19 protein-coding genes are annotated in these 18,981 nt (G+C 69.8%); 16 read left to right on the top strand and 3 right to left on the bottom strand.

Annotated features, from left to right (window positions below; translation table 11 throughout):
* Window positions 1-16: 16 nt before the first annotated feature.
* Window positions 17-1,243: an extracellular catalytic domain type 1 short-chain-length polyhydroxyalkanoate depolymerase gene (locus IM738_RS22205; RefSeq protein ID WP_236963202.1), complete on the top strand. Its 1,227-nt coding sequence runs from the start codon at window positions 17-19 to the stop codon at window positions 1,241-1,243.
* 169 nt (window positions 1,244-1,412) lie between these two features.
* On the opposite strand, the gene IM738_RS22210 is transcribed toward IM738_RS22205, so the two are convergent.
* The gene (locus IM738_RS22210; RefSeq protein WP_236963203.1) at window positions 1,413-2,384 is read right to left on the bottom strand and encodes a helix-turn-helix transcriptional regulator; all 972 of its coding nucleotides are present in this window, start codon (window positions 2,382-2,384) and stop codon (window positions 1,413-1,415) included.
* A gap of 210 nt (window positions 2,385-2,594) precedes the next feature.
* Between IM738_RS22210 and IM738_RS22215 the strand changes: the two genes are divergently transcribed.
* Complete coding sequence (locus tag IM738_RS22215) at window positions 2,595-3,257, top strand: LysE family translocator (protein ID WP_236963204.1); 663 nt, start codon at window positions 2,595-2,597, stop codon at window positions 3,255-3,257.
* 73 nt (window positions 3,258-3,330) lie between these two features.
* Here the strand turns inward: IM738_RS22215 and bla are convergent, their stop codons facing one another.
* The gene (gene bla / locus IM738_RS22220; RefSeq protein WP_236963205.1) at window positions 3,331-4,209 is read right to left on the bottom strand and encodes a class A beta-lactamase; all 879 of its coding nucleotides are present in this window, start codon (window positions 4,207-4,209) and stop codon (window positions 3,331-3,333) included.
* A 98-nt stretch (window positions 4,210-4,307) separates the two neighbouring features.
* On the opposite strand from bla, the gene IM738_RS22225 reads away from it, so the two are divergent.
* The 5 genes from IM738_RS22225 to IM738_RS22245 all read left to right on the top strand — a co-directional run bounded on the left by IM738_RS22225 (window position 4,308) and on the right by IM738_RS22245 (window position 7,038).
* Window positions 4,308-5,171, top strand: coding sequence for a LysR family transcriptional regulator (locus IM738_RS22225; protein ID WP_236963206.1), 864 nt, complete (start codon window positions 4,308-4,310; stop codon window positions 5,169-5,171).
* Between the two features lie 162 nt (window positions 5,172-5,333).
* Complete coding sequence (locus IM738_RS22230) at window positions 5,334-5,807, top strand: acyl-CoA thioesterase (RefSeq protein ID WP_236966384.1); 474 nt, start codon at window positions 5,334-5,336, stop codon at window positions 5,805-5,807.
* A gap of 33 nt (window positions 5,808-5,840) precedes the next feature.
* Complete coding sequence (locus IM738_RS22235) at window positions 5,841-6,380, top strand: helix-turn-helix transcriptional regulator (RefSeq protein ID WP_236963207.1); 540 nt, start codon at window positions 5,841-5,843, stop codon at window positions 6,378-6,380.
* Window positions 6,380-6,796: a VOC family protein gene (locus IM738_RS22240; RefSeq protein WP_236963208.1), complete on the top strand. Its 417-nt coding sequence runs from the start codon at window positions 6,380-6,382 to the stop codon at window positions 6,794-6,796. Before IM738_RS22235 ends, IM738_RS22240 begins: the two co-directional genes overlap by 1 nt.
* Window positions 6,793-7,038 (top strand): hypothetical protein, encoded by a 246-nt coding sequence (locus IM738_RS22245; RefSeq protein WP_236963209.1) that lies wholly within the window; start codon window positions 6,793-6,795, stop codon window positions 7,036-7,038. The genes IM738_RS22240 and IM738_RS22245 overlap by 4 nt, the downstream gene beginning before the upstream one ends.
* 9 nt (window positions 7,039-7,047) lie before the next feature.
* Here the strand turns inward: IM738_RS22245 and IM738_RS22250 are convergent, their stop codons facing one another.
* Window positions 7,048-7,983 (bottom strand): LysR family transcriptional regulator, encoded by a 936-nt coding sequence (locus IM738_RS22250; protein WP_236963210.1) that lies wholly within the window; start codon window positions 7,981-7,983, stop codon window positions 7,048-7,050.
* Between the two features lie 213 nt (window positions 7,984-8,196).
* Here IM738_RS22250 and IM738_RS22255 point away from each other — a divergent pair, with 213 nt between their 5' ends.
* The 9 genes from IM738_RS22255 (at window position 8,197) to IM738_RS22295 (ending at window position 18,939) form a co-directional block, all read left to right on the top strand.
* Window positions 8,197-9,861: a DUF1302 domain-containing protein gene (locus tag IM738_RS22255; protein ID WP_236963211.1), complete on the top strand. Its 1,665-nt coding sequence runs from the start codon at window positions 8,197-8,199 to the stop codon at window positions 9,859-9,861.
* Between the two features lie 14 nt (window positions 9,862-9,875).
* Window positions 9,876-11,228 carry a DUF1329 domain-containing protein gene (locus IM738_RS22260; RefSeq protein ID WP_236963212.1) on the top strand — a complete coding sequence of 451 codons (1,353 nt, stop codon included), beginning with the start codon at window positions 9,876-9,878 and terminating at the stop codon, window positions 11,226-11,228.
* A 12-nt stretch (window positions 11,229-11,240) separates the two neighbouring features.
* A complete protein-coding gene (locus IM738_RS22265; protein ID WP_236963213.1) occupies window positions 11,241-12,284 on the top strand; it encodes a WD40/YVTN/BNR-like repeat-containing protein in 1,044 nt (347 codons plus the stop codon).
* A complete protein-coding gene (locus tag IM738_RS22270; RefSeq protein ID WP_236963214.1) occupies window positions 12,281-14,677 on the top strand; it encodes an efflux RND transporter permease subunit in 2,397 nt (798 codons plus the stop codon). Before IM738_RS22265 ends, IM738_RS22270 begins: the two co-directional genes overlap by 4 nt.
* Window positions 14,674-15,174 (top strand): nuclear transport factor 2 family protein, encoded by a 501-nt coding sequence (locus IM738_RS22275; RefSeq protein ID WP_236963215.1) that lies wholly within the window; start codon window positions 14,674-14,676, stop codon window positions 15,172-15,174. The genes IM738_RS22270 and IM738_RS22275 overlap by 4 nt, the downstream gene beginning before the upstream one ends.
* Before the next feature lie 8 nt (window positions 15,175-15,182).
* The gene (locus IM738_RS22280; protein WP_236963216.1) at window positions 15,183-16,349 is read left to right on the top strand and encodes an alpha/beta hydrolase family protein; all 1,167 of its coding nucleotides are present in this window, start codon (window positions 15,183-15,185) and stop codon (window positions 16,347-16,349) included.
* 26 nt (window positions 16,350-16,375) lie between these two features.
* The gene (locus IM738_RS22285; protein WP_236963217.1) at window positions 16,376-17,308 is read left to right on the top strand and encodes a VOC family protein; all 933 of its coding nucleotides are present in this window, start codon (window positions 16,376-16,378) and stop codon (window positions 17,306-17,308) included.
* Between the two features lie 153 nt (window positions 17,309-17,461).
* Window positions 17,462-17,812: a Rieske (2Fe-2S) protein gene (locus IM738_RS22290; RefSeq protein ID WP_236963218.1), complete on the top strand. Its 351-nt coding sequence runs from the start codon at window positions 17,462-17,464 to the stop codon at window positions 17,810-17,812.
* Window positions 17,809-18,939, top strand: a complete 1,131-nt coding sequence (locus IM738_RS22295; protein ID WP_236963219.1) for an FAD-dependent oxidoreductase — start codon at window positions 17,809-17,811, stop codon at window positions 18,937-18,939. Before IM738_RS22290 ends, IM738_RS22295 begins: the two co-directional genes overlap by 4 nt.
* Window positions 18,940-18,981: the final 42 nt, after the last annotated feature.

Consider the following 18,981-nt stretch of genomic DNA (forward strand, 5'->3'; position numbering starts at 1 on the left):
GTTCACGAATGCTTTTTTGAAACCCTCTCCCAACACGGTGGCGCCCAGCGCCCTTGCCATGAACATCCAGGAAACCATCGAACGCGCCCTCGCGTCCGCCGGGCTCAACACCCAGAGCGGCCCCATGCGCAGCGTGACCGAGACCATCCGCAAGGCGCTCGCCTCCGCCGGCCTGGGCGGATCGGAGGCACCCGCGAAACCGGCCGCGCCGGCCCGCCCCCCGCAGGACGAGCCCATCGACGTGGTGGCCCGCGAAGTGGTGGACGCGCCCGCGCCGGTGGCCACATCGGCCGAGGCGCCCGACACGGTGGGCAAGGCAGCCCAGCCCACCAAGCCAGCCACGGCCGACAAGACCCCAGGCCAGTTCCTCTCGCGCAGCTTCACCGGCCCCGCCGGCACGCTCGCCTACAAGCTCTACATCCCCGCGCGCACCGCGCAGCAGGCGGCCCAGCCCATGCCGCTGGTGGTCATGCTGCACGGCTGCACGCAGTCGCCCGACGACTTCGCGGCCGGCACACAGATGAACCGCCTGGCCGACGAACACGGCGTGCTCGTGGTCTACCCCGAGCAGCCCTCGGGCGCCAACCCCTCGCGCTGCTGGAACTGGTTCCGCAGCGAAGACCAGCAGCGCGGCAGCGGCGAGCCTGCGCTGATCGCGGGCATCGTGGAGGCGGTGGGCAAGGAGTGCGTGGTGGACCCGAAGCGCGTGTTCGTCGCGGGCCTCTCGGCGGGCGCGGCCATGGCCGTGGTGCTGGGCGAGACCTACCCCGAGCTGTTTGCCGCCGTGGGCGCGCACTCGGGCCTGCCCTACGCCGCCGCCCACGACATTCCCTCGGCGCTGGCCGCCATGAAGGGCCGCAACGCCCTGGGCCGCGCGCACTTCCCCGGCACCGCCGACGACCCGCGCCGCGAACCCTCGCACGCGGTGCCCGTGATCGTGTTCCACGGCGACCGCGACCACACGGTGCAGCAGAGCAATGGCGACACCATCGTGCAGCAGGCCAGCGCGGCCCACGCCCACCAGACCCAGGGCCTCGTCAGCACCACCGAAGAGGGCGAAGCCGGCGGGCGGCGCTACACGCGCACCGTGCACGCCGACGCCCAGGGCCGGCCGCGCGTGGAGCAATGGACGCTGCACGGCGCAGGCCACGCGTGGTCCGGCGGCTCACCGACCGGCTCGTACACCGACGCCACCGGGCCGGACGCCTCGGCCGAGATGCTGCGCTTCTTCATGGAAGGCTAGAAAACACCCCCGCCGCGCTGCGCGCGACCCCCTCCAGGGGGCAACGCGGTGCGGCCCGGCGAAGCCGGTTCCGCCGCGTTCTGGGTTGGGGCACTTCGCGCCGACCTGTGTCCCTCCGGCAGGGGCCGTCCGGCAAAGCCGCCCCGGCGGTGCCCTCGGCGGCACCGCTTCATGCGTCGGCATACCGCGCCCGGGTCGCCGCCAGCTCGTCGAGCAGGCGCTGCCGCAGCGCGGGCGGCGCGATCACCTCTGCCTCGGCGCCGTAGGACAACAGGCGGCGCGCGCCGTGTTCGATGGACTCGATGGGCATCAGCACCGTGGTCCAGTCCGGCCTCGCCGGGATGCCGCCGGGCGCGGCGTCGGGGGTGAAGGGAATGCGCTCGTTGTGCAGCCAGCCCAGGGCGCGCGGCGAGACGGCGACCCTCGCCTGCAGCGCGCGCAGTTCGGCTTCGAAGCGCGCGGCCGAAGCCTGCCAGTAGGCGGCGAGATCGAAGCTCTTCGGGCGCCTGAACTTGGTCGGCAGCGTGCGCAGCGTCTTCACGGCCGTGAGCCGGTAGCTGCGCACGGCCTCCTGCCCCGACACGCGAGCCGCCATGTACCAGGTGCCCGCCTTCATCACCAGCCCCAGAGGCTCCAGCTCGCGCTCCGTCTGGCCGCGCCAGCTCTCGTAGCGCACGGCCACGCGCCGCGCGTTCCACACCGCCTCGGCCACCGCGCGCAGGTGCTCGGGCGTTTCGCTGCTGCGGTACCAGTCCACCGGATCGATGTGCAGGCGCGCGCCCACGCGGTCGGCCTGCTCGCGCCATTCGGCCGGCAGGCTCGCCACCATCTTCAGCCGCGCCGACGCCGCCGCCGCGCCCAGACCCAGGTCGGTCGCCGCGCCCGGCAGGCCGGCCAGCAACAGCGCCTGCGACTCGGGCTCGGTCATGCCGGTGAGCGTGGTGCTCCAACCCTCGCGCAGCTGAAACCCGCCCTGGCGCCCGCGCTCGCCCCACAGCGGCACGCCCGCCGCCGAGAGCTGGTCGATGTCGCGCAGGACCGTGCGCACCGACACCTCCAGCGCGCGCGCCAGCGCCGGCGCCGACTGGCGGCCGTGCGCCTGCAGCAGCATCAGGATCGACAGCAGGCGGCTCGCTTTCATCTCAATGTCCCATGGTTCCGGAGTGACATAAGCAACGCATGACATGGTCTAGCCAAGGGCACCGCCGGGCCGGCTTTGCCGGACGGCCAGTGCCGCCCCCTTGAGGGGGTCGCGCGAAGCGCGGCAGGGGTGGGCAAAATCCATACATGACACAAGGTGGCATGTTATGGCAGGCAAGCTCTGCCCATCGCAACTTTCACACACACCACCATGGACTGGCTCAGCTTTCCCCTGGCTCACACCGCCCACCTCTGGCTCTTCTTTCTGCTCGTGTTCGGCATCATCGCGTTGCCCGGGCTTGACATGGCCTTCGTGCTCGGCAGCACGCTGGTGGATGGCCTCAAAGGCGGGCTGGCCGCGCTCATGGGCGTGGTCGCTGGCGGCGTGGTGCACACCGCCATGGCCAGCCTCGGCGTCGGCCTGGCCTTGCAGGCACTGCCCCAGCTGTTCAACGCCATGCTCATCGCCGGCGCGCTCTACCTCGCGTGGATCGGCTGGCAGCTCGTGCGCGGCGCCGCCGCGCTGGGCGAGGTGAGCGCGCAGGCCTCGCGCCCGCTCGCCGCCACCTTCCGGCGCGGCCTGCTCACCTGCCTGCTCAACCCCAAGGCCTACCTGTTCATGGTCGCTGTGTTCCCGCAGTTCGTGCGACCGGCCGACGGCCCGCTGGCGGTGCAGGCCGTGGTCCTGGGCACCATCATCGCGGCCACCCAGATCGGCGTGTACGGCGCCGTGGCGCTGGGCGGCGTGCGCGTCAAGACCTGGCTGCGCGGCAGCGGGCGCGCCCAGGTGCTGGCAGGTCAAAGCCTGGGCTGGCTGCTGGTGGTGGGCGGGGTGTGGACGCTGTGGCAGGGCTGGCAATCCGCTGGAGCGTGAGCCCGTTCATGCCCTTTCTCCCTTGCTGCGTGGCCTGAACGGGCCGAGCGCTGACAACACCCATCCGACACCGTCAAAGCGTGGCCAGCAGCCGACCGACCCCGGCCAGCGCCGCTTCGCGTGCGGCAGCCGGCGCCGAGCTGTCGGCCAGGTAAGCGCTGACCAGCAAGGGCGCACGCCCAGGTGGCCAGGCGATGCCGACATCGTTCGCGTCGGTGCGGTTGGTGCCGGTCTTTTCGCCGACCGACCAGCCGGCGGGCACGCCGGCCCGCAGGCGCTTGTCGCCCGTGGTGTTGGCCTTCAGCCAGTGCAGGAGGGTGGCGCGCGAGGTGGCGGAGAGCGCGTCGCCCACCAGCAGCTTTTGAAGGGTCTGGGTCATGGCGCGTGGGGTGGTGGTGTCCAGCATCGCAGCGCCCGAGGGCAGATTCAGTTCGGGTTCGGTGCGGTCCAGTCGGGTGACCGTGTCACCCAGGCTGCGGGCATAGGCGGTGAGCGCGCCCGGCCCGCCGCAGCTGGACAGGATGAGGTTGGCCGCCGTGTTGTCGCTGGTGGTGATGGTGGCCTCGCACAACTGGGCCAGCGACAGGCCGTCGCCGCCCACATGCTTCTCCGTCACCGGCGACCAGGGCACCAGGTCTTCGCGTGTGTAGCGGATGCGGCGCTGCAGAGAATCCAGCCCCTGTTCCGCCCGCGCCAGCACCAGGGCACTGGCCAGCAGCTTGAACGAGCTCAGCATCATGAAGCGCTCGTCCGGGCGGTGGCCGTGTTCGCGGCCGGTGGCGGTGTCGATGATGTGCACACCCAGGCGGCACTGGGCGGCGGCTTCGAGCGCGGCGACCCGCTGTTGAAAGGGGCCGTCGTCTGTCTTGCCCCAAGTATTCGTGGGGAAAACGGCCCAGCCGTGCACCATCGAAAAAGCGGTCGCCAGTTGGAAGTGTCGTCGTTGAATCATGTGTGTTCTCCATTGAAGAAGCGCGAATGTTAGGGATGGGTGGCGCTTCGTTCAAACGGGAATAATCTGGCCCACACCCAAGAAAAACTGGTGCCTCTATGGACTTGCCACTCAATGCCCTTCGCGCCTTCGAGGTGTCGGCCCGCCACCTGAGCTTCACCCGTGCGGCGCAAGAGCTCAACCTCACGCAAGCGGCCGTGAGCCAGCACGTGAAGAACCTCGAACAGCGCCTGGGCACGCCCCTGTTCCGCCGCGTGCCCCGGGGGCTCGCGCTCACCGACGAAGGCCAGGCCTTGCTGCCGGTGCTGATGGAGTCTTTTGAACGCATGGCGAGCACGCTGGCCACGTTCAAGGGATCGCAGAAACGCGAGGTGCTCTCGGTGGGCGCGGTGGGCACGTTCGTCGTGGGCTGGTTGCTGCCGAATCTGAAGGACTTCCAGCGGCGTCATCCCTTCGTCGAACTGCGCCTGTTCACCAACAACAACCGGGTGGACCTGGCTGGCGAAGGGCTGGACTGCGCCATCCGCTTTGGCGACGGCCACTGGCACGGCACCGAAGCCACGCCCTTGTTGCGCGCGCCTCTGGCGCCCGTGTGCGCGCCCGCGTTGGCCGCCCGCATCCGCAGCGTGCGCGACCTGGGCCGTGAAACGCTGCTGCGTTCGTACCGGCCGGAAGAGTGGCTGGAGTGGTTTCGTGCAGCGGGCGCGCCACCGCCGTTGCTCACCGGGCCGTTGTTCGACTCTTCACTCGTGCTGGCCGACGCAGCCGCCCAGGGCGCGGGCGTGGCCTTGTTGCCGGTCAAGCTGTTCGGGCGCGACCTGCAGAGCAGCCGTCTGGTGCGGCTGTTCGATGTGGAGGTGGACGTGGGCGGCTACTGGCTCACACGGCTCAAGCGTCGGCGTTCGAGCGCGGCGATGCGCGCGTTCAGCGAATGGGTGGTGAAGCAGAGCCAGCCGGCGTAGCGGCCGCTCGTGCGGGCACCCAACATGCCCCGCGCCTCCCCGATCGACAACGCCAAGCCTCACGCCCCGCTGGTGGGCGCTGGCGCAGCGTGGCACCATCTCGGCTGCACGCGCCCGATCACCGACGGCCGCCCGTTCAACCCACCCCCCTGCGAAGACCCCATGGAACTCCCCGCCCACCAGTTGAGCATGACCGTGCTCATGACCCCCGACACCGCCAATTTCTCCGGCAAGGTGCACGGCGGGTCCATCCTCAAGCTGCTCGACCAGGTGGCCTACGCCTGTGCCAGCCGCTACGCCGGCGCCTACGTGGTGACGCTCAGCGTGGACCAGGTGGTGTTCCGCCAGCCCATCCACGTGGGCGAGCTGGTCACCTTCCTCGCCTCGGTCAACCACACTGGCAGCTCGTCCATGGAAGTGGGCATCAAGGTGATCGCGGAGAACATCCGCACCCAGGAAAACCGCCACGTCAACAGCTGCTTCTTCACCATGGTCGCGGTCGACGACAGCGGCAAGCCCACCACTGTGGCGCCGCTGCGCCCCTTCACGCCCGACGAGCGCCGCCGCCATTCGGCGGCCGAGCTGCGCAAGACCATGCGGCGCGAGATGGAGCAGCGTTTCGGGGCGGTGCGCTGAGCCGGCGGCACCACCGCCGGCCCCTTGAAGGTCATGGCGCCCCGCGAAGCTCCTGACGCAGCGCCCCCGGCCGCGCCGGACGTGGGCGGGCTTCAGGACCCGGCCCTGCTGCGGCGCCTGCTGCGGGCGAAGGACCGCATGGACGCCGCGTCGCACGAAGCCTGGCCCGTGAAGAGGCTGGCCGAGGTGAGCGGGGTGTCCGAAGCCCACTTCGCGCGCTCGTTCAGGCAGGCCTTCGGCATCCCGCCGCACCGCTACCTGCTGACGCGGCGCATCGAGCAGGCGACCACGCTGCTGCGCGACACCGAACTGCCCATCACCGAGATCGCCTTCGCCACCGGCTGGGAGAGCCTGGGCACCTTCGGGCGGATCTTCCGCGACATCACCGGCCAGAGCCCGGGCGCGCTGCGCCAGCAGGCCAGGGCCGCGGCGGGGCCCCTCGACCGCGTGCCCGCCTGCGTGCTGAAGGCCGCGCAGCGGCCGGACCTCACCACAGCAGTTTCGGAGAAGCGGCGCCGCGCGGCGACGGGTACAAACCGGCCATCCCTCAAGGATTCAACCAAGGAGATGTGATGAGCCAAGGTATCAATGTGGTGGGCCTGTACGTGAACGACCAGGACGAGGCGCTGGCGTTCTACGTCGGCAAGCTCGGTTTCCGCGTGCACACGGACGTGCGCAATGGCGCCTACCGATGGCTGACCGTGCAGCACCCGGAGCAGCCGTCGTTCCAGCTCGGCCTGTTCACCCCGGGACCGCCCGTGCACGACGAGGCGACGGCGCAGACGCTGCGCGCCATGGTGGCCAAGGGCGCGATGCCGCCGCTGGTCTTGAGCGTGGCCGACTGCCGGGCCACCTATGAGCAATGGCGTGCCCTGGGTGTGGAGTTCACGCAAGCGCCCGTGGAGCGCTTTGGCAACATCGACGCCGGCTTCCGCGACCCGGCGGGCAACGGCTGGAAGATGATCCAGGCCGCAGGGCGTTCGACATGAGCGGCGGCGCCTGGTGTCGCCGGACCCACCGCTGGGTGTCCATGGCCTTCACGGCGACGGTGTTGGCCAACTTCGCCGTCCGCGCGCAAGGGCAGGGCGAGCCCCCGCCCTGGCTGACCTACGCGCCGCTGCTTCCGCTGGGCCTGTTGCTGTTGACGGGGCTGTACCTGTTCGCCCTGCCGTACCTGTCGCGCCGCGGTGCGCGGCGCTCCCCGGGCGCGCAAGAGGCGCCGGGCGCCTGAAGGGGGTCGTCAGTCGCCGCCCGGTTCGCCGGGGCAGGGGCCCATGCCGATGGCGGCCTCGCGCAGCAGGTCGCGCAGCCAGATCAGGCCCGGATCGCGGGATCGGTACTTGTGCCACTGCATGGACTGCTGCAGGTTCTTCATCGACATCGGCACCGGCCGCAGCGCGATGGGCAGCATGCCCTGAAGCATGTGGGCGAGGCGCGCGTGCGCGGTGGCGATCAGGTCGGTGCCGACCACCAGGTACAGCATCGCGCTGAAGTTGTAGGTGGTGAGGCCGATCTCGCGGCTCAGGCCGTGGTCGTTGGCCAGCCAGGTGTCGAACACCGGCACGCTGCCATCGGGCGGGACCATCGCCACATGGCGCGCCTGCAGGTAACGCTCCATCGTCAGCGTGCCCTGCGCCAGCGGGCTGTCCTGCCAGACCACGCACACGAAGCGGTCGTCGTACAGGGGGTCCAGCGGGTGGTCCGGTGAACAGAAGTTCGACGGAATGATCAGCAGGTCGGCCTCGCCGCGCTCCAGGTTGCGGTGGGGCGGGCCCACCTGCGGCTTGAAGTTGAAGCGGGCCCGGCTGCCGCGCTGGTGGGCCAGGGCCAGCATGTCCGGGATCAGCACCGCCATCGAGTAGTCGGACACGAACAGCGTGAACTCGCGGTCCGACTCGGTCGGGTCGAAGGCGGGCCGCGCGGCCACCGTGGTGTCGATGCGCACCAGCACGTCGCGCACCGCCTCGTGCAGCAGCTCGGCCCGCGGCGTCAGCTCCATGCGGCCCCCCACCTGCACCAGCAGCTCGTCGTCGAAATACTGGCGCAGCCGCGAGAGCGCGTTGCTCATGGTGGACTGGCTCAGGAACACGCGCTCACCGGCCCGCGTGACGTTTTTTTCCGTGAGCAGGGCGTCGAGTGCGACGAGCAGGTTGAGGTCGAGTTTCTTGAATCGCATGGTCGTTCGGCGGCAAGTGTGCATCAGCCCGCGCGGCGCGCCGGGCCGTGCGCGCAGGGCACAAGGGTTTGCCCTGATATTTCAAAAGTGGATGGAAAGGATTCGCACAACCCATTTCCCAGTGCCTGGCCTTCTCCCTACAGTCGCGGCTCGTTTGATCTGGATCAAGTTGCCCGGATCGACGAGGACCCCACACCTACAAGGAGACAAGCCATGCCCGTTCGAGCGTTTGCCCGACAAGCCACTGCGCGCAGGTCCGCCGCACGCCCCGCGTTTTCCTGCCTGTGTCTGGCGCTGCTGACGGCCCAGTCGGCCCAGGCGATCGAGATCGACACCGGCAACCCCGACTGGAAATTGCGGTGGGACAACACCGTGAAGTACAGCCTGATGCAGCGCCTGAAGGACGCCTCGCCCACGCTCGCGGCGCAGATGCCGCTGACCGCCAACCAGGACGACGGCGACAACAACTTCAGGAAGGGCCTGGTGTCCAACCGCCTGGACCTGCTGACCGAGCTGGACCTCGCCGGTCCGGGCTACGGCGCACGGATCAGCGGCGCCGCCTGGTACGACAGCGTCTACAACGGCCAGACCGACAACACCAGCTTCACCGCCAACCACCGGCCGGGCAGCGAGTTCACGACCGACACCCGCGACCTCATGGGCCGCAAGGCCGAGTTGCTGGACGCGTTCGTCTACGGCAAGTTCGACCTGGGCGAGCGCCCGGCCTCGGCCCGACTGGGCCGCCACACGCTGCTGTGGGGCGAGAGCCTGTTCTTCGGTGCCAACGGCATCGCGGGTGGCCAGGCGCCGCTGGACCTGATCAAGCTGCTCTCGGTGCCCAACGCGACCTTCAAGGAGGTCGCCATGCCCACGGGCAAGCTCTCGGGCCAGGTGCAGCTCAACCCCGACGTGTCGCTGGGTGCCTACCTGAGCTACGAGTGGGAGAAGACCCGGTTGATGCCCGTGGGGGCCTACCTGTCGTCCAGCGATGCGCTGGGCCCGGGCGCCGAGCGCATCCAGGCCGGCCCCACCGCCGCCTTCGTGCGCCAGCCCGATCTGGACGCCAAGGACAGTGGGCAGGGCGGTGTGCAGCTGCGCTTCCGCGCGCCGTCGATCGACACCGACTTCGGCCTCTACGCCATCCGCTACCACGCCAACACGCCGAGCAACATCAACAACGTGCTCACCGGCGTGCCGCCCGCTCTGGTGCCCAGCAGCTACCGCTGGGTGTACCACGAGGGGGTGCGGGCTTTCGGCGCCAGCTTCGCCAAGGCGGTCGGCGAATGGGGCCTGGCGGGCGAGGTCTCGCTGCGCCAGAACACGCCGCTGGCCAGTTCCGGGCAGTCCACGCTCTCGACGATCCGCGTCAACACCGGCCTCAACAACAACAGCAACCCCGGCTACGCGGTGGGCGAGACGGCGCACGCGCAGCTCTCGTGGATCGCCTCGCTCGGGCCTTCGTTCCTGTCCAGGGAGTCGTCGTTCGTGGGCGAGGTGGCGTGGAACACGCGCATGAAGGTCACCCGCAATCAGCAGATGCTCAACCCCAATGCCGACAAGTCGGCCGTGGCCACACGCATGGTCTTTTCGCCCAGCTACCGCCAGGTGCTGCCGGGCCTGGACCTCTCGCCCAGCATCGGCATTGGCTACGCCAAGGGCAAGTCCTCGGCCGTCGGGCCGGGCTTCGGCGTGGACGGCGGCGGCGACATCAGCCTGGGCCTGAACGCGGTCTACCTCGGGTCGTGGAACCTGGGCGTGAACTACGTGCATTTCCTGGGCAAGGCCGCGCCCACGCTCGACGCCAACAACAACGCCGTGTACCAGCAGTCGCTGAAAGACCGGAACTACCTGACCGTGTCACTGCGCACCACCTTCTGATCGAGGAGACATCCATGAAACACACCACCCTCTGGACCGCAGCCTTGCTGTTGCCGCTGGTCGCCGCGTCCGGCGCCCACGCCGGCGTGACCGCACAAGAGGCCGCCCGCCTCAAGACCGACCTCACCCCGCTCGGCGGCGAGCGCGCCGGCAACAAGGACGGCAGCATCCCCGCCTGGACCGGCGGCCACGCCACGGCCATCCCCGGCTTCAAGAACGGCGGCCGCCGCGGCGACCCCTTCGCCAACGACAAGCCGCTCTACAGCGTCACGGCGGCCAACCTGGCCGAACACGCCGGCAAGCTGACCGAAGGCACCCAGGCGCTGCTCAAGAAGTACCCGCAGACCTTCCGCGTCGACGTCTACAAGACCCACCGAACGGCCGCCGCGCCGCAATGGGTCTACGACAACACCTTCAAGAACGCCACCAGCGCGCGGATCGAAGGCGACGGGCTCGTCGGCGCCTACGGTGGCATCCCGTTCCCCATCCCCAAGACCGGGCAGGAGGTCATGGCCAACCACGAGCTGCACTGGCGCGGCGAGGCCTGGCAGGCCGACTTCCGCGGCTACCTCGGCACGGCCAGCGGCCAGCGCGTGCTGTCCGTCGAGGGGCGGGGCGACTTCCAGATGCCTTACTACGCCGAAGGACAGGCCGACAAGTTCAATGGCGCGTACTGGGCGATCCGCCTGGTCAACAGCGGCCCGCCGGTGCGTGCCGGCGAGGCCATCACCGGCAACCTCAACCTGGACCAGGACAAGAGCGCCTCGTGGGTCTACCTGACCGGCCAGCGCCGCGTGCGCAAGCTGCCCAACGCCTGCTGTGACACCCCCACCCCGGCCAGCGCCGGCGTGGCCAGCTTCGACGAGGTCGACGTGTTCGGCGGCCGCAGCGACCGCTTCGACTGGAAGATCGTGGGCAAGCAGGAGATGCTGATTCCCTACAACAGCAACCGCCTGCACACCCCGACCAAGGACAGCGACGTGCTGCTGGCCAACCACCTCAACCCGGACCACGTGCGCTGGGAGCTGCACCGTGTCTACGTGGTCGAGGCCACGCTCAAGGCCGGCCAGCGCCACCAGGCGCCCCGCAGCCGCTACTACGTGGACGAAGACACCTGGGTGGCCGTGCTGGGCGACCGTTGGGACGCCAAGGGCCAGCTCTGGAAAACCATCTGGTCGCACCCGGTCGTCATGGCCGACCTGCCGGCCACGACGCCACAGCAGCAGTGGGGCTTCAACGACCTGATCTCGGGCGCCTGGTACGCCAGCGGCGTGGTCAACGAGCGCAACCAGCACTACAAGATCGTGCCGCGCCGCCCGGACAGCTTCTTCACGCCCGACGCCATGGCCGGCGACGGCGTGCGCTGAGCGAGCAGCAGCATGCGTCTGTCGATACCCCTCGCCGCCGCCCTGATGGCCACCCTCAATGTGGCCGGGGCAGGTCTGGCCCAGGCCCAGGTGGGCGATGCGCTGCGTCGCCCGGCCCTGGCCGTCAAGGCGCCGCAACGGGCCGTGCTGCTCGCGGCGGCCCAGGCCGGTGCCCGCACCGTGGCGGTGGGGGAGCGCGGCATCGTGGCCCTGAGCGACGACCGCGGCGCCACCTGGCGCCAGGCCCCGAGCCCGGTGAGCGTGACGCTGACCATGGTGCGCTTCGCTGACGATCAACACGGCGTGGCCGTGGGCCACGGCGGCACGGTGCTGACCACCGACGACGCGGGTGCCAGCTGGCGCCTGCGCCTGGACGGCCGGCGCCTGGCCGAACTGGCCCAGGCCGCCGCCACCACGCCCGCCGCGCAGCAGGACGCCGAGCGCCTGCTCGCCGACGGACCCGACAAGCCCTTCCTCGACGTGCTGCAGTGGGACGCCAAGCGCCTGCTCGCGGTCGGTGCCTACGGGCTGGCCTTCTACAGCGCCGACGGCGGCGAAAGCTGGGCACCCTGGATGGACCGCCTGCCCAACCCCAAGGCCCTGCACTGGTACGTGGCGCGGCGCTCTGGCGACACCCTGCTGCTGGCCGGCGAGCAGGGCCTGCTGGCCCGCTCCGGCGACGGCGGCCAGACCTTTCAGACCATGAACTCTCCCTACAAAGGCAGCTGGTTTGCCGGCGAGATCCGCGCCGACGGGCAGGCCGTGCTGGCCGGCCTGCGCGGCAATGTGTGGCGCTCCACCGATGGTGGTGCGCAGTGGGCCCAGCTGGCCTCTCCCGTGCCGGCGACCATCACCGCCATGGCGGTCGACGCCAAGGGCGGGCTGCTGCTCGCCAGCCAGGCCGGCGTGGTGCTGCGCCTGCAGGGCGATGCACTGCTGCCGCTGAAGGCGCCCCCGGTGCCCATGCCCTCGGCGCTGCTGCCGCTGCATGGCGGACCGCTGCTCACGCTGGGTGTGGCCGGTGTGGTGCCTGTCGATGCAGGAGCGCTCCAATGAACGCACACGCATTCGATCCCCGCTCGGGCTCGCTGGTCGAGCGCGCGCTGTTCAACCACCGTGCCATCGTGGTGTTGCTGTGCGCGCTGGTCACGCTGTTGCTCGGCTGGCAGGCCACGCGCCTGCAGCTCAACGCCAGCTTCGAAAAGACCATCCCCACCAGCCACCCCTACATCCAGAACTACCTGACGCACCAGGCCGAGCTGAGCGGGCTGGGCAACGCGGTGCGCATCGCGGTGGCGCGGCCCGAAGGCAGCATTTACGACGCGAAGTACCTCGACACCCTGCGGCGCCTGTCCGACGAGGTCTTCCTGCTGCCCGGCGTGGACCGCGCGCGCATGAAGTCGCTCTGGACGCCCAGCACGCGCTGGGTCGGCGTGACCGAAGACGGCCTCGAAGGCGGGCCGGTGATCCCTGACGGCTTCGACGGTTCGCCCGCCAAGCTGCAGCAGCTCGCCGCCAACGTGGCGCGCTCGGGCGAGATCGGCCAGACCGTGGCGCGCGATGCGAAGTCCTCGGTGATCTTCGTGCCGCTGCTCGCCAAGGACGCCGAGGGCCAGGCCATCGACTACGCCCGGCTCTCCACCCAGCTCGACGCGCTGCGCACCACCTACGAGGCCGAAGGCGTCACGGTGCACATCACCGGTTTCGCCAAGATCGTGGGCGACCTGATCGACGGCGTGAAGGCGGTGCTGGTGTTTTTCGCACTCGCGGTCGCCATCGCCACCGCCATGGTGTTCTGGTACACGCGCTGCGTGCGCTCCACGCTGCTGGTGGTGCTGGCCTCGCTGATCGCGGTGGTCTGGCAGCTCGGGCTGCTGCCGCTGCTGGGCTACGCGCTGGACCCGTATTCCATCCTCGTGCCCTTCCTCGTCTTCGCCATCGGCATGAGCCATGGCGCGCAGAAGATGAACGGGATCATGCAGGACGTGGGGCGTGGTGTGGACCAACTCGTGGCCGCGCGCTTCACCTTCCGCCGCCTCTTCCTCGCCGGGCTCACGGCGCTGCTGGCCGACGCGGTGGGCTTCGCGGTGCTGCTGGTGATCGATATCCAGGTGATCCGCGAGCTGGCGATCGCCGCGTCCATCGGCGTGGCGGTGCTGATCTTCACCAACCTGATCCTGCTGCCCATTCTGCTGAGCTACACCGGCGTGAGCGCGAGCGCCGCCGCGCGCAGCCTACGCGCCGAACAGGCCGATGCGGTGGGCGCGGCCAGACACCCGATGTGGGCCTTCCTCGACCGCTTCACCCAGCGCCGCTGGGCCACCGCGGCCGTGGCCGTGGGGCTGCTGATGGGCGTGGGCGGTTTTGCCGCGAGCACGCAGCTCAAGATCGGCGACCTCGACCCCGGCGCCCCCGAGCTGCGCGCGGACAGCCGCTACAACCGCGACGTGGCCTTCATGAACGCGGCCTACGGCGCGGGCAGCGACGTGCTCGCCGTGATGGTGAAAACGCCCGAGGGCCAGTGCTCGGCCTACGACACGCTCAACAAGATCGACGCGCTCGAATGGGAGCTGCGCCAGATCGACGGCGTGGAGAGCACCAACACGCTGGCGCTGCTCAACCGCCGCGTGCTCTCGGGCCTGAACGAAGGCAACCCGCGCTGGTACGAGTTCCTGCCCAACCAGGACATGCTCAACACGGTGACGGCCAGCGCGCCGCGCGGCCTGTACAACGACGCCTGCGGCCTGCTCACGGTCTATGTCTACCTGCGCGACCACAAGGCCGACACGCTGACCCGCGTGGTGGACCACGTCGAAGCCTTTGCCCAGCTCAACAACACCGCCGACACGCAGTTCCTGCTGGCCGCCGGTAGCGCGGGGATCGAGGCCGCCACCAACATCGTGGTCAAGGACGCGTGGCGCACCATGCTGTTCCTGGTCTACGGTGCCGTGGTGGTGCTGTGTTTCATCACCTTCCGCTCTTGGCGCGCGGTGGTGGTGGCGGTGCTGCCGCTGGTGGTGACCTCGTTCCTGGCCGAGGCGCTGATGGTGGCGCTGGGCATGGGCGTGAAGGTGGCCACGCTGCCGGTGATCGCGCTGGGCGTGGGCATCGGCGTGGACTACGCGCTCTACATCCTGTCCATCACGCTGGCCCAGCTGCGCGAAGGCAAGAGCCTGTCTGAAGCCTATTACCGCGCCCTGCTGTTCACCGGCAAGGTGGTGATGCTGACCGGCATCACGCTCGCCGTCGGTGTCATCACCTGGGTCGCCAGCCCCATCAAGTTCCAGGCCGACATGGGCCTGCTGCTGGCCTTCATGTTCCTCTGGAACATGCTCGGCGCCCTCGTGCTGCTGCCCGCGCTCGCGCACTTCCTGCTCAAACCCCGTGCGCAGACCGCCGCCGCCCCGGCGCCCGCGCCCACCCCCCTTCACATGAGGACTTCACCATGATCCCTGCCTTGCTCCGCCGTTCGCTGCTGGGTTTGTCCCTCCTGGCCGGCGCGTCCGGCGCCGGGGCCGCGGCGTCGCCCGACGCCGTGTTCGACCGCTACGTGGCCGCCGTGCACGCGGGCGACATGGCGACGGTGCGCGCCCTGATCGCGCCCGACGTCGAGCGCTCCGACTACGTCGGCTGCCGCCCGGAGATGGACAACCCGGCCTGCCTGGCGCACTACATCGAGACCACCGTCGTGCAGCCGAAGGCGCAATTCACCCTCCTGCGCCGCCAGCTCGACGGCGACACGGTCAGCGCCCGGCTGGAGGTGCGCAGCCCCTGGCATTCCAAGGCCTGCATCGAGCGCATCGTGGGCACCGACATCGTCCGCGTGCGCAACGGCCAGATCCACGGCTTCCGCTTCGTGCCCGACTTCGGCGACGAGTCCACCGCCATCTTCTTCGGCTCGCTGGGCATCGGCCCGCGCGCCGCACGCCCTTCCGTCAAACCCTGAGACCCACCATGTTCAAGTACTTCCCCACCAACTACGTCTGGAACCTCTCCGTCAACCTCGCGATCGAGATGGGCGCGCGCATGGGCGAAATCGAGCAGATGTGCGCCCCCTTGCTGGAGGCCGCCAAGGCACCCGATGCGGCCGGCACCCAGGCTTTCCGTGAAACCTGGGTGAACATGGCCGACCGGCTCTGCGGTCTGGCCGAAGAGGACGAGGCCCAGGGGCGCCTGCTGTCGGCCGGTGAAAAATACCGCCGCGCCGCCAGCTACCTGATCACCGCCGAGCGCCTGCAGGCCCACGACGCCCCGGGTCGACTGGCCCTGTACCAGCGCGAGCTGGAGCTGTTCCTCAAGGGCTCGCGCCTGATGGGGGACTCGGTCCAGCGCGTCGAGATCCCCTACGAGGGGCGGCAGCTGTCGGCGCTCTACCGCCCCGCCGAAGGCCTGCGGCCCGGCGAGCGCGCGCCCTTGCTGGTGCAGCTCAACGGTCTGGATTCCACCAAGGAGATGAAGCACCTGGTGGGCCTGTCCTCGTGGCTGGCCAAGCGCGGCGTGTCGTCGCTGATGGTGGACCAGCCGGGCACCGGTGAGGCGCTGCGCCTGCACGGCCTCACCGCGCGCTTCGACGCCGAGCACTGGGCCAGCCGCGTGGTCGACTGGCTGGAGCAGCACCCCGCCGTGGACCCCAAACGCATCGGCTGCGAAGGCGTGTCGCTGGGTGGTTATTACTGCCCGCGCGCCGTGGCCATGGAGCCGCGTTTTGCCTGCGGCGTGGCCTGGGGTGCCAACCACGACTGGCGCGACGTGCAGAAGCGCCGGCTGGAGAAAGAAGGCGACTTCCCGGTGCCGCACTACTGGGCCCATGTGTGCTGGGTCTGGGGTGCCAAGGACGTCGACGATTTCATGCGCATCGCCGAAGACGTGCACCTGGACGGCGTGGTCGAAAAGATCAAGGTGCCCTTCCTCGTGACGCACGGCGAGCGCGATTCGCAGATCCCGCTCAAGTGGGCGCACCGCACCTACGAGCAGCTGGTCAACAGCCCGAAGCGCGAACTCAAGATCTTCACCGACCGTGAAGGCGGCGTGCAACACGCCAGCTTCGACAACAGCATCAACGCCGGTCACTACATCGCCGACTGGGTGGCAGAAACCCTGGGCGGACACACGGCCGCCTGAACCATCGCACACACAAGGGACACTATATGAACATCATCGGACTCGACGCCCTGGTCTTTGGCGTGGACGACCTCGCCGCCTGCCGCCAGTACCTCGTGGACTACGGCCTGCGCGACGTGGGCCATAACCGTTTCGAAGCGCTCGACGGTACCGCCGTCGTGATCCGCGCCAAGGACGACGCCTCGCTGCCGCCCGGCCTGGGCACCGCCAGCATGCTGCGCGAAACCGTCTACGGCGTGGCCGATGCCGCCACGCTGCAGGCCATCGCCACCGAGCTGTCGCGCGACCGCACCGTGACGCACGAGGGCGGCGTGGTGCGCGCGCTGGACGACATGGGCTTTGCGCTGGCCTTCCAGGTCAGCGTGCGTCGCACGCTGGACCTGCCCGCCGAAACCGTGAACGCGCCGGGCGCGCCGGTACTGCGCCCGGCGAACACGGTCGCTGTGGACCAGAACGCGCCGGCCCTGCCGCGCTCGCTGTCGCACGTGGTGTATTTCGTGCCCGACACCGCCAAGGCCGAGGCCTTCTACCGGCGGCTGGGTTTTGTCTGCACCGACCGCTTCACCGGCGTCGGCCCCTTCCTGCGGCCCGCCGGCACGCACGAGCACCACAGCCTTTTCATGATCCAGACGCCGCCCTTCATGAAAGGCTGCGAGCACTTCACCTTCCACATGGGTGGCCCCACCGAGCTGATGCTGGCGGGCACGCGTTTTGTGGAGAAGGGCTACCAGAGCTTCTGGGGGCCGGGGCGCCACAAGTTCGGCAGCAACTGGTTCTGGTACTTCAATTCGCCGCTGGGCTGCCACGTCGAGTACGACGCCGACATGGACCAGCACGACGAGCACTGGACCGGGCGCGAGGTGCCCCTGGACGCCGACGCTTCGCAGCTGTTCCTGTTCCAGCACCGCGAGAAGTGGGCCCCGGGCGGCGGTCCGCCCCCGGGCGCCCCGGCGCACTGAGATGAAACACCCCCCCGCGCCGCTTCGCGTCACCCCCCCAAGGGGGGCGGCACTGGCCGTCCGGCAAAGCCGGCCCGGCGGTGCCTCTGGGTGGCGTTGCTTCGTTCGTCGCGGATGGTTCTCCGGCGCCAGCACAACTGAAGGAAACCGACCATGAGGCTGTGCCACATCGACCACCTGCCCGACGGGGCGTCCCGGGGTTTTGATCCGCACCAGGTCGGTCAGGACACGGTGCTGGTGGTGCGCCAGGGGGCACAGCTGTTCGCCTACCGCGACGCCTGCCCCCACCACGACACGCCCATGGCCTGGCGCAAGGACGCCTACCTCGACGGCACGGGCCAACACATCGTCTGCGCGGCCCACGGCGCGCAGTTCGACATCGCCACCGGGCTGTGCACGCTCGGGCCCTGCCTGGGTGAGTCGCTCACGCCCGTCACTTTGCAGATCCACCACAACGGCGAGGTCCACCTCGCCACCGACAACCCTCTGGAGACACCCACATGACCCGCTCAGCATCCCGCATCCTCATCATCGGAGGGGGCTTCTCCGGCATGGCCGCGGCCATCCAGCTGCGCAAGCAGGGCGCCGAGGTCGATCTGGTCGAGATCGACCCGGGCTGGCGCAGCTACGGCGCCGGCATCAGCCTGGGCGGCGCCACCTTGCGGGCCTTCCGCACCCTGGGCATTCTGGACGCGTTCCTGGCGCACGGCCACGCGGCCGACGGTGTTCACCTGTGCCTGCCCCACGGCCCCCAGGTCGCTGAACTGCCCACGCCGCGCATGGCCGGCCCGGACGTGCCCGGCGGTGGCGGCATCATGCGGCCGGTGCTGGCCCGCATCCTGGCCGAGGCCACGCGCGCCTCGGGCACGAACGTGCACCTGGGTTGCACCTTCACGGAGATCGAGCAGGATGCCGAAGGCGCGGAGGTCGGCTTCACCGACGGCCAGCGGCGGCGCTACGACCTTGTGATCGGCGCCGATGGCCTGTATTCCAAGGTGCGCGAGGCGGTGTTCCCGCAGGCGCCCAAGCCGCAGTACAGCGGGCAGGCCGTCTGGCGCGCCGTGTTGCCCAGGCCCGCCGACATCGACACCTGCGTGATGTGGATGGGCCCGAACATCAAACCCGGTGTGAACCCGGTCTCGAAGACCGAGATGTACCTCTTCGTCACCGAGCCGCGGCCGACCAACGAGCACGTCGATCCGGCCACCTTCGCCACCCACCTGCGTGGCCTGCTGGCCGACTTCCCGGCGCCCGCGCTGCAGGCCATCCGCGACCAGATCGGCCCGGATTCGCAGATCGTCTACCGCCCGCTCGAAGGCCTGCTGATGCCGCGCCCCTGGTTCAGTGGCCGCGTGGTGCTGATCGGCGACACGGTGCACGCCACCACGCCGCACCTGGCCTCGGGCGCCTGCATCGGCATCGAGGACGCGCTGGTGCTGGCCGAAGAACTGGGCCGCACGGACGCGCTGGGCGATGCCCTGGCCGCCTTCGAAGCCCGGCGCTGGGAACGCTGCCGCATGGTGGTGCAGAACTCGGCCCGCCTGGGCGAGATCGAGGTCGCTGGCGGCGACAAGGAAGAACACGCCCGCATCATGCGCGAGTCGGCAATGGCGCTGGCCCAACCCATCTGACCCGGAGATGCCATGAACCCCCACGCTCGAAACCTCGTTTTC

Source organism: Hydrogenophaga sp. SL48, assembly GCF_021729865.1.
Lineage (GTDB): Bacteria > Pseudomonadota > Gammaproteobacteria > Burkholderiales > Burkholderiaceae_C > Hydrogenophaga.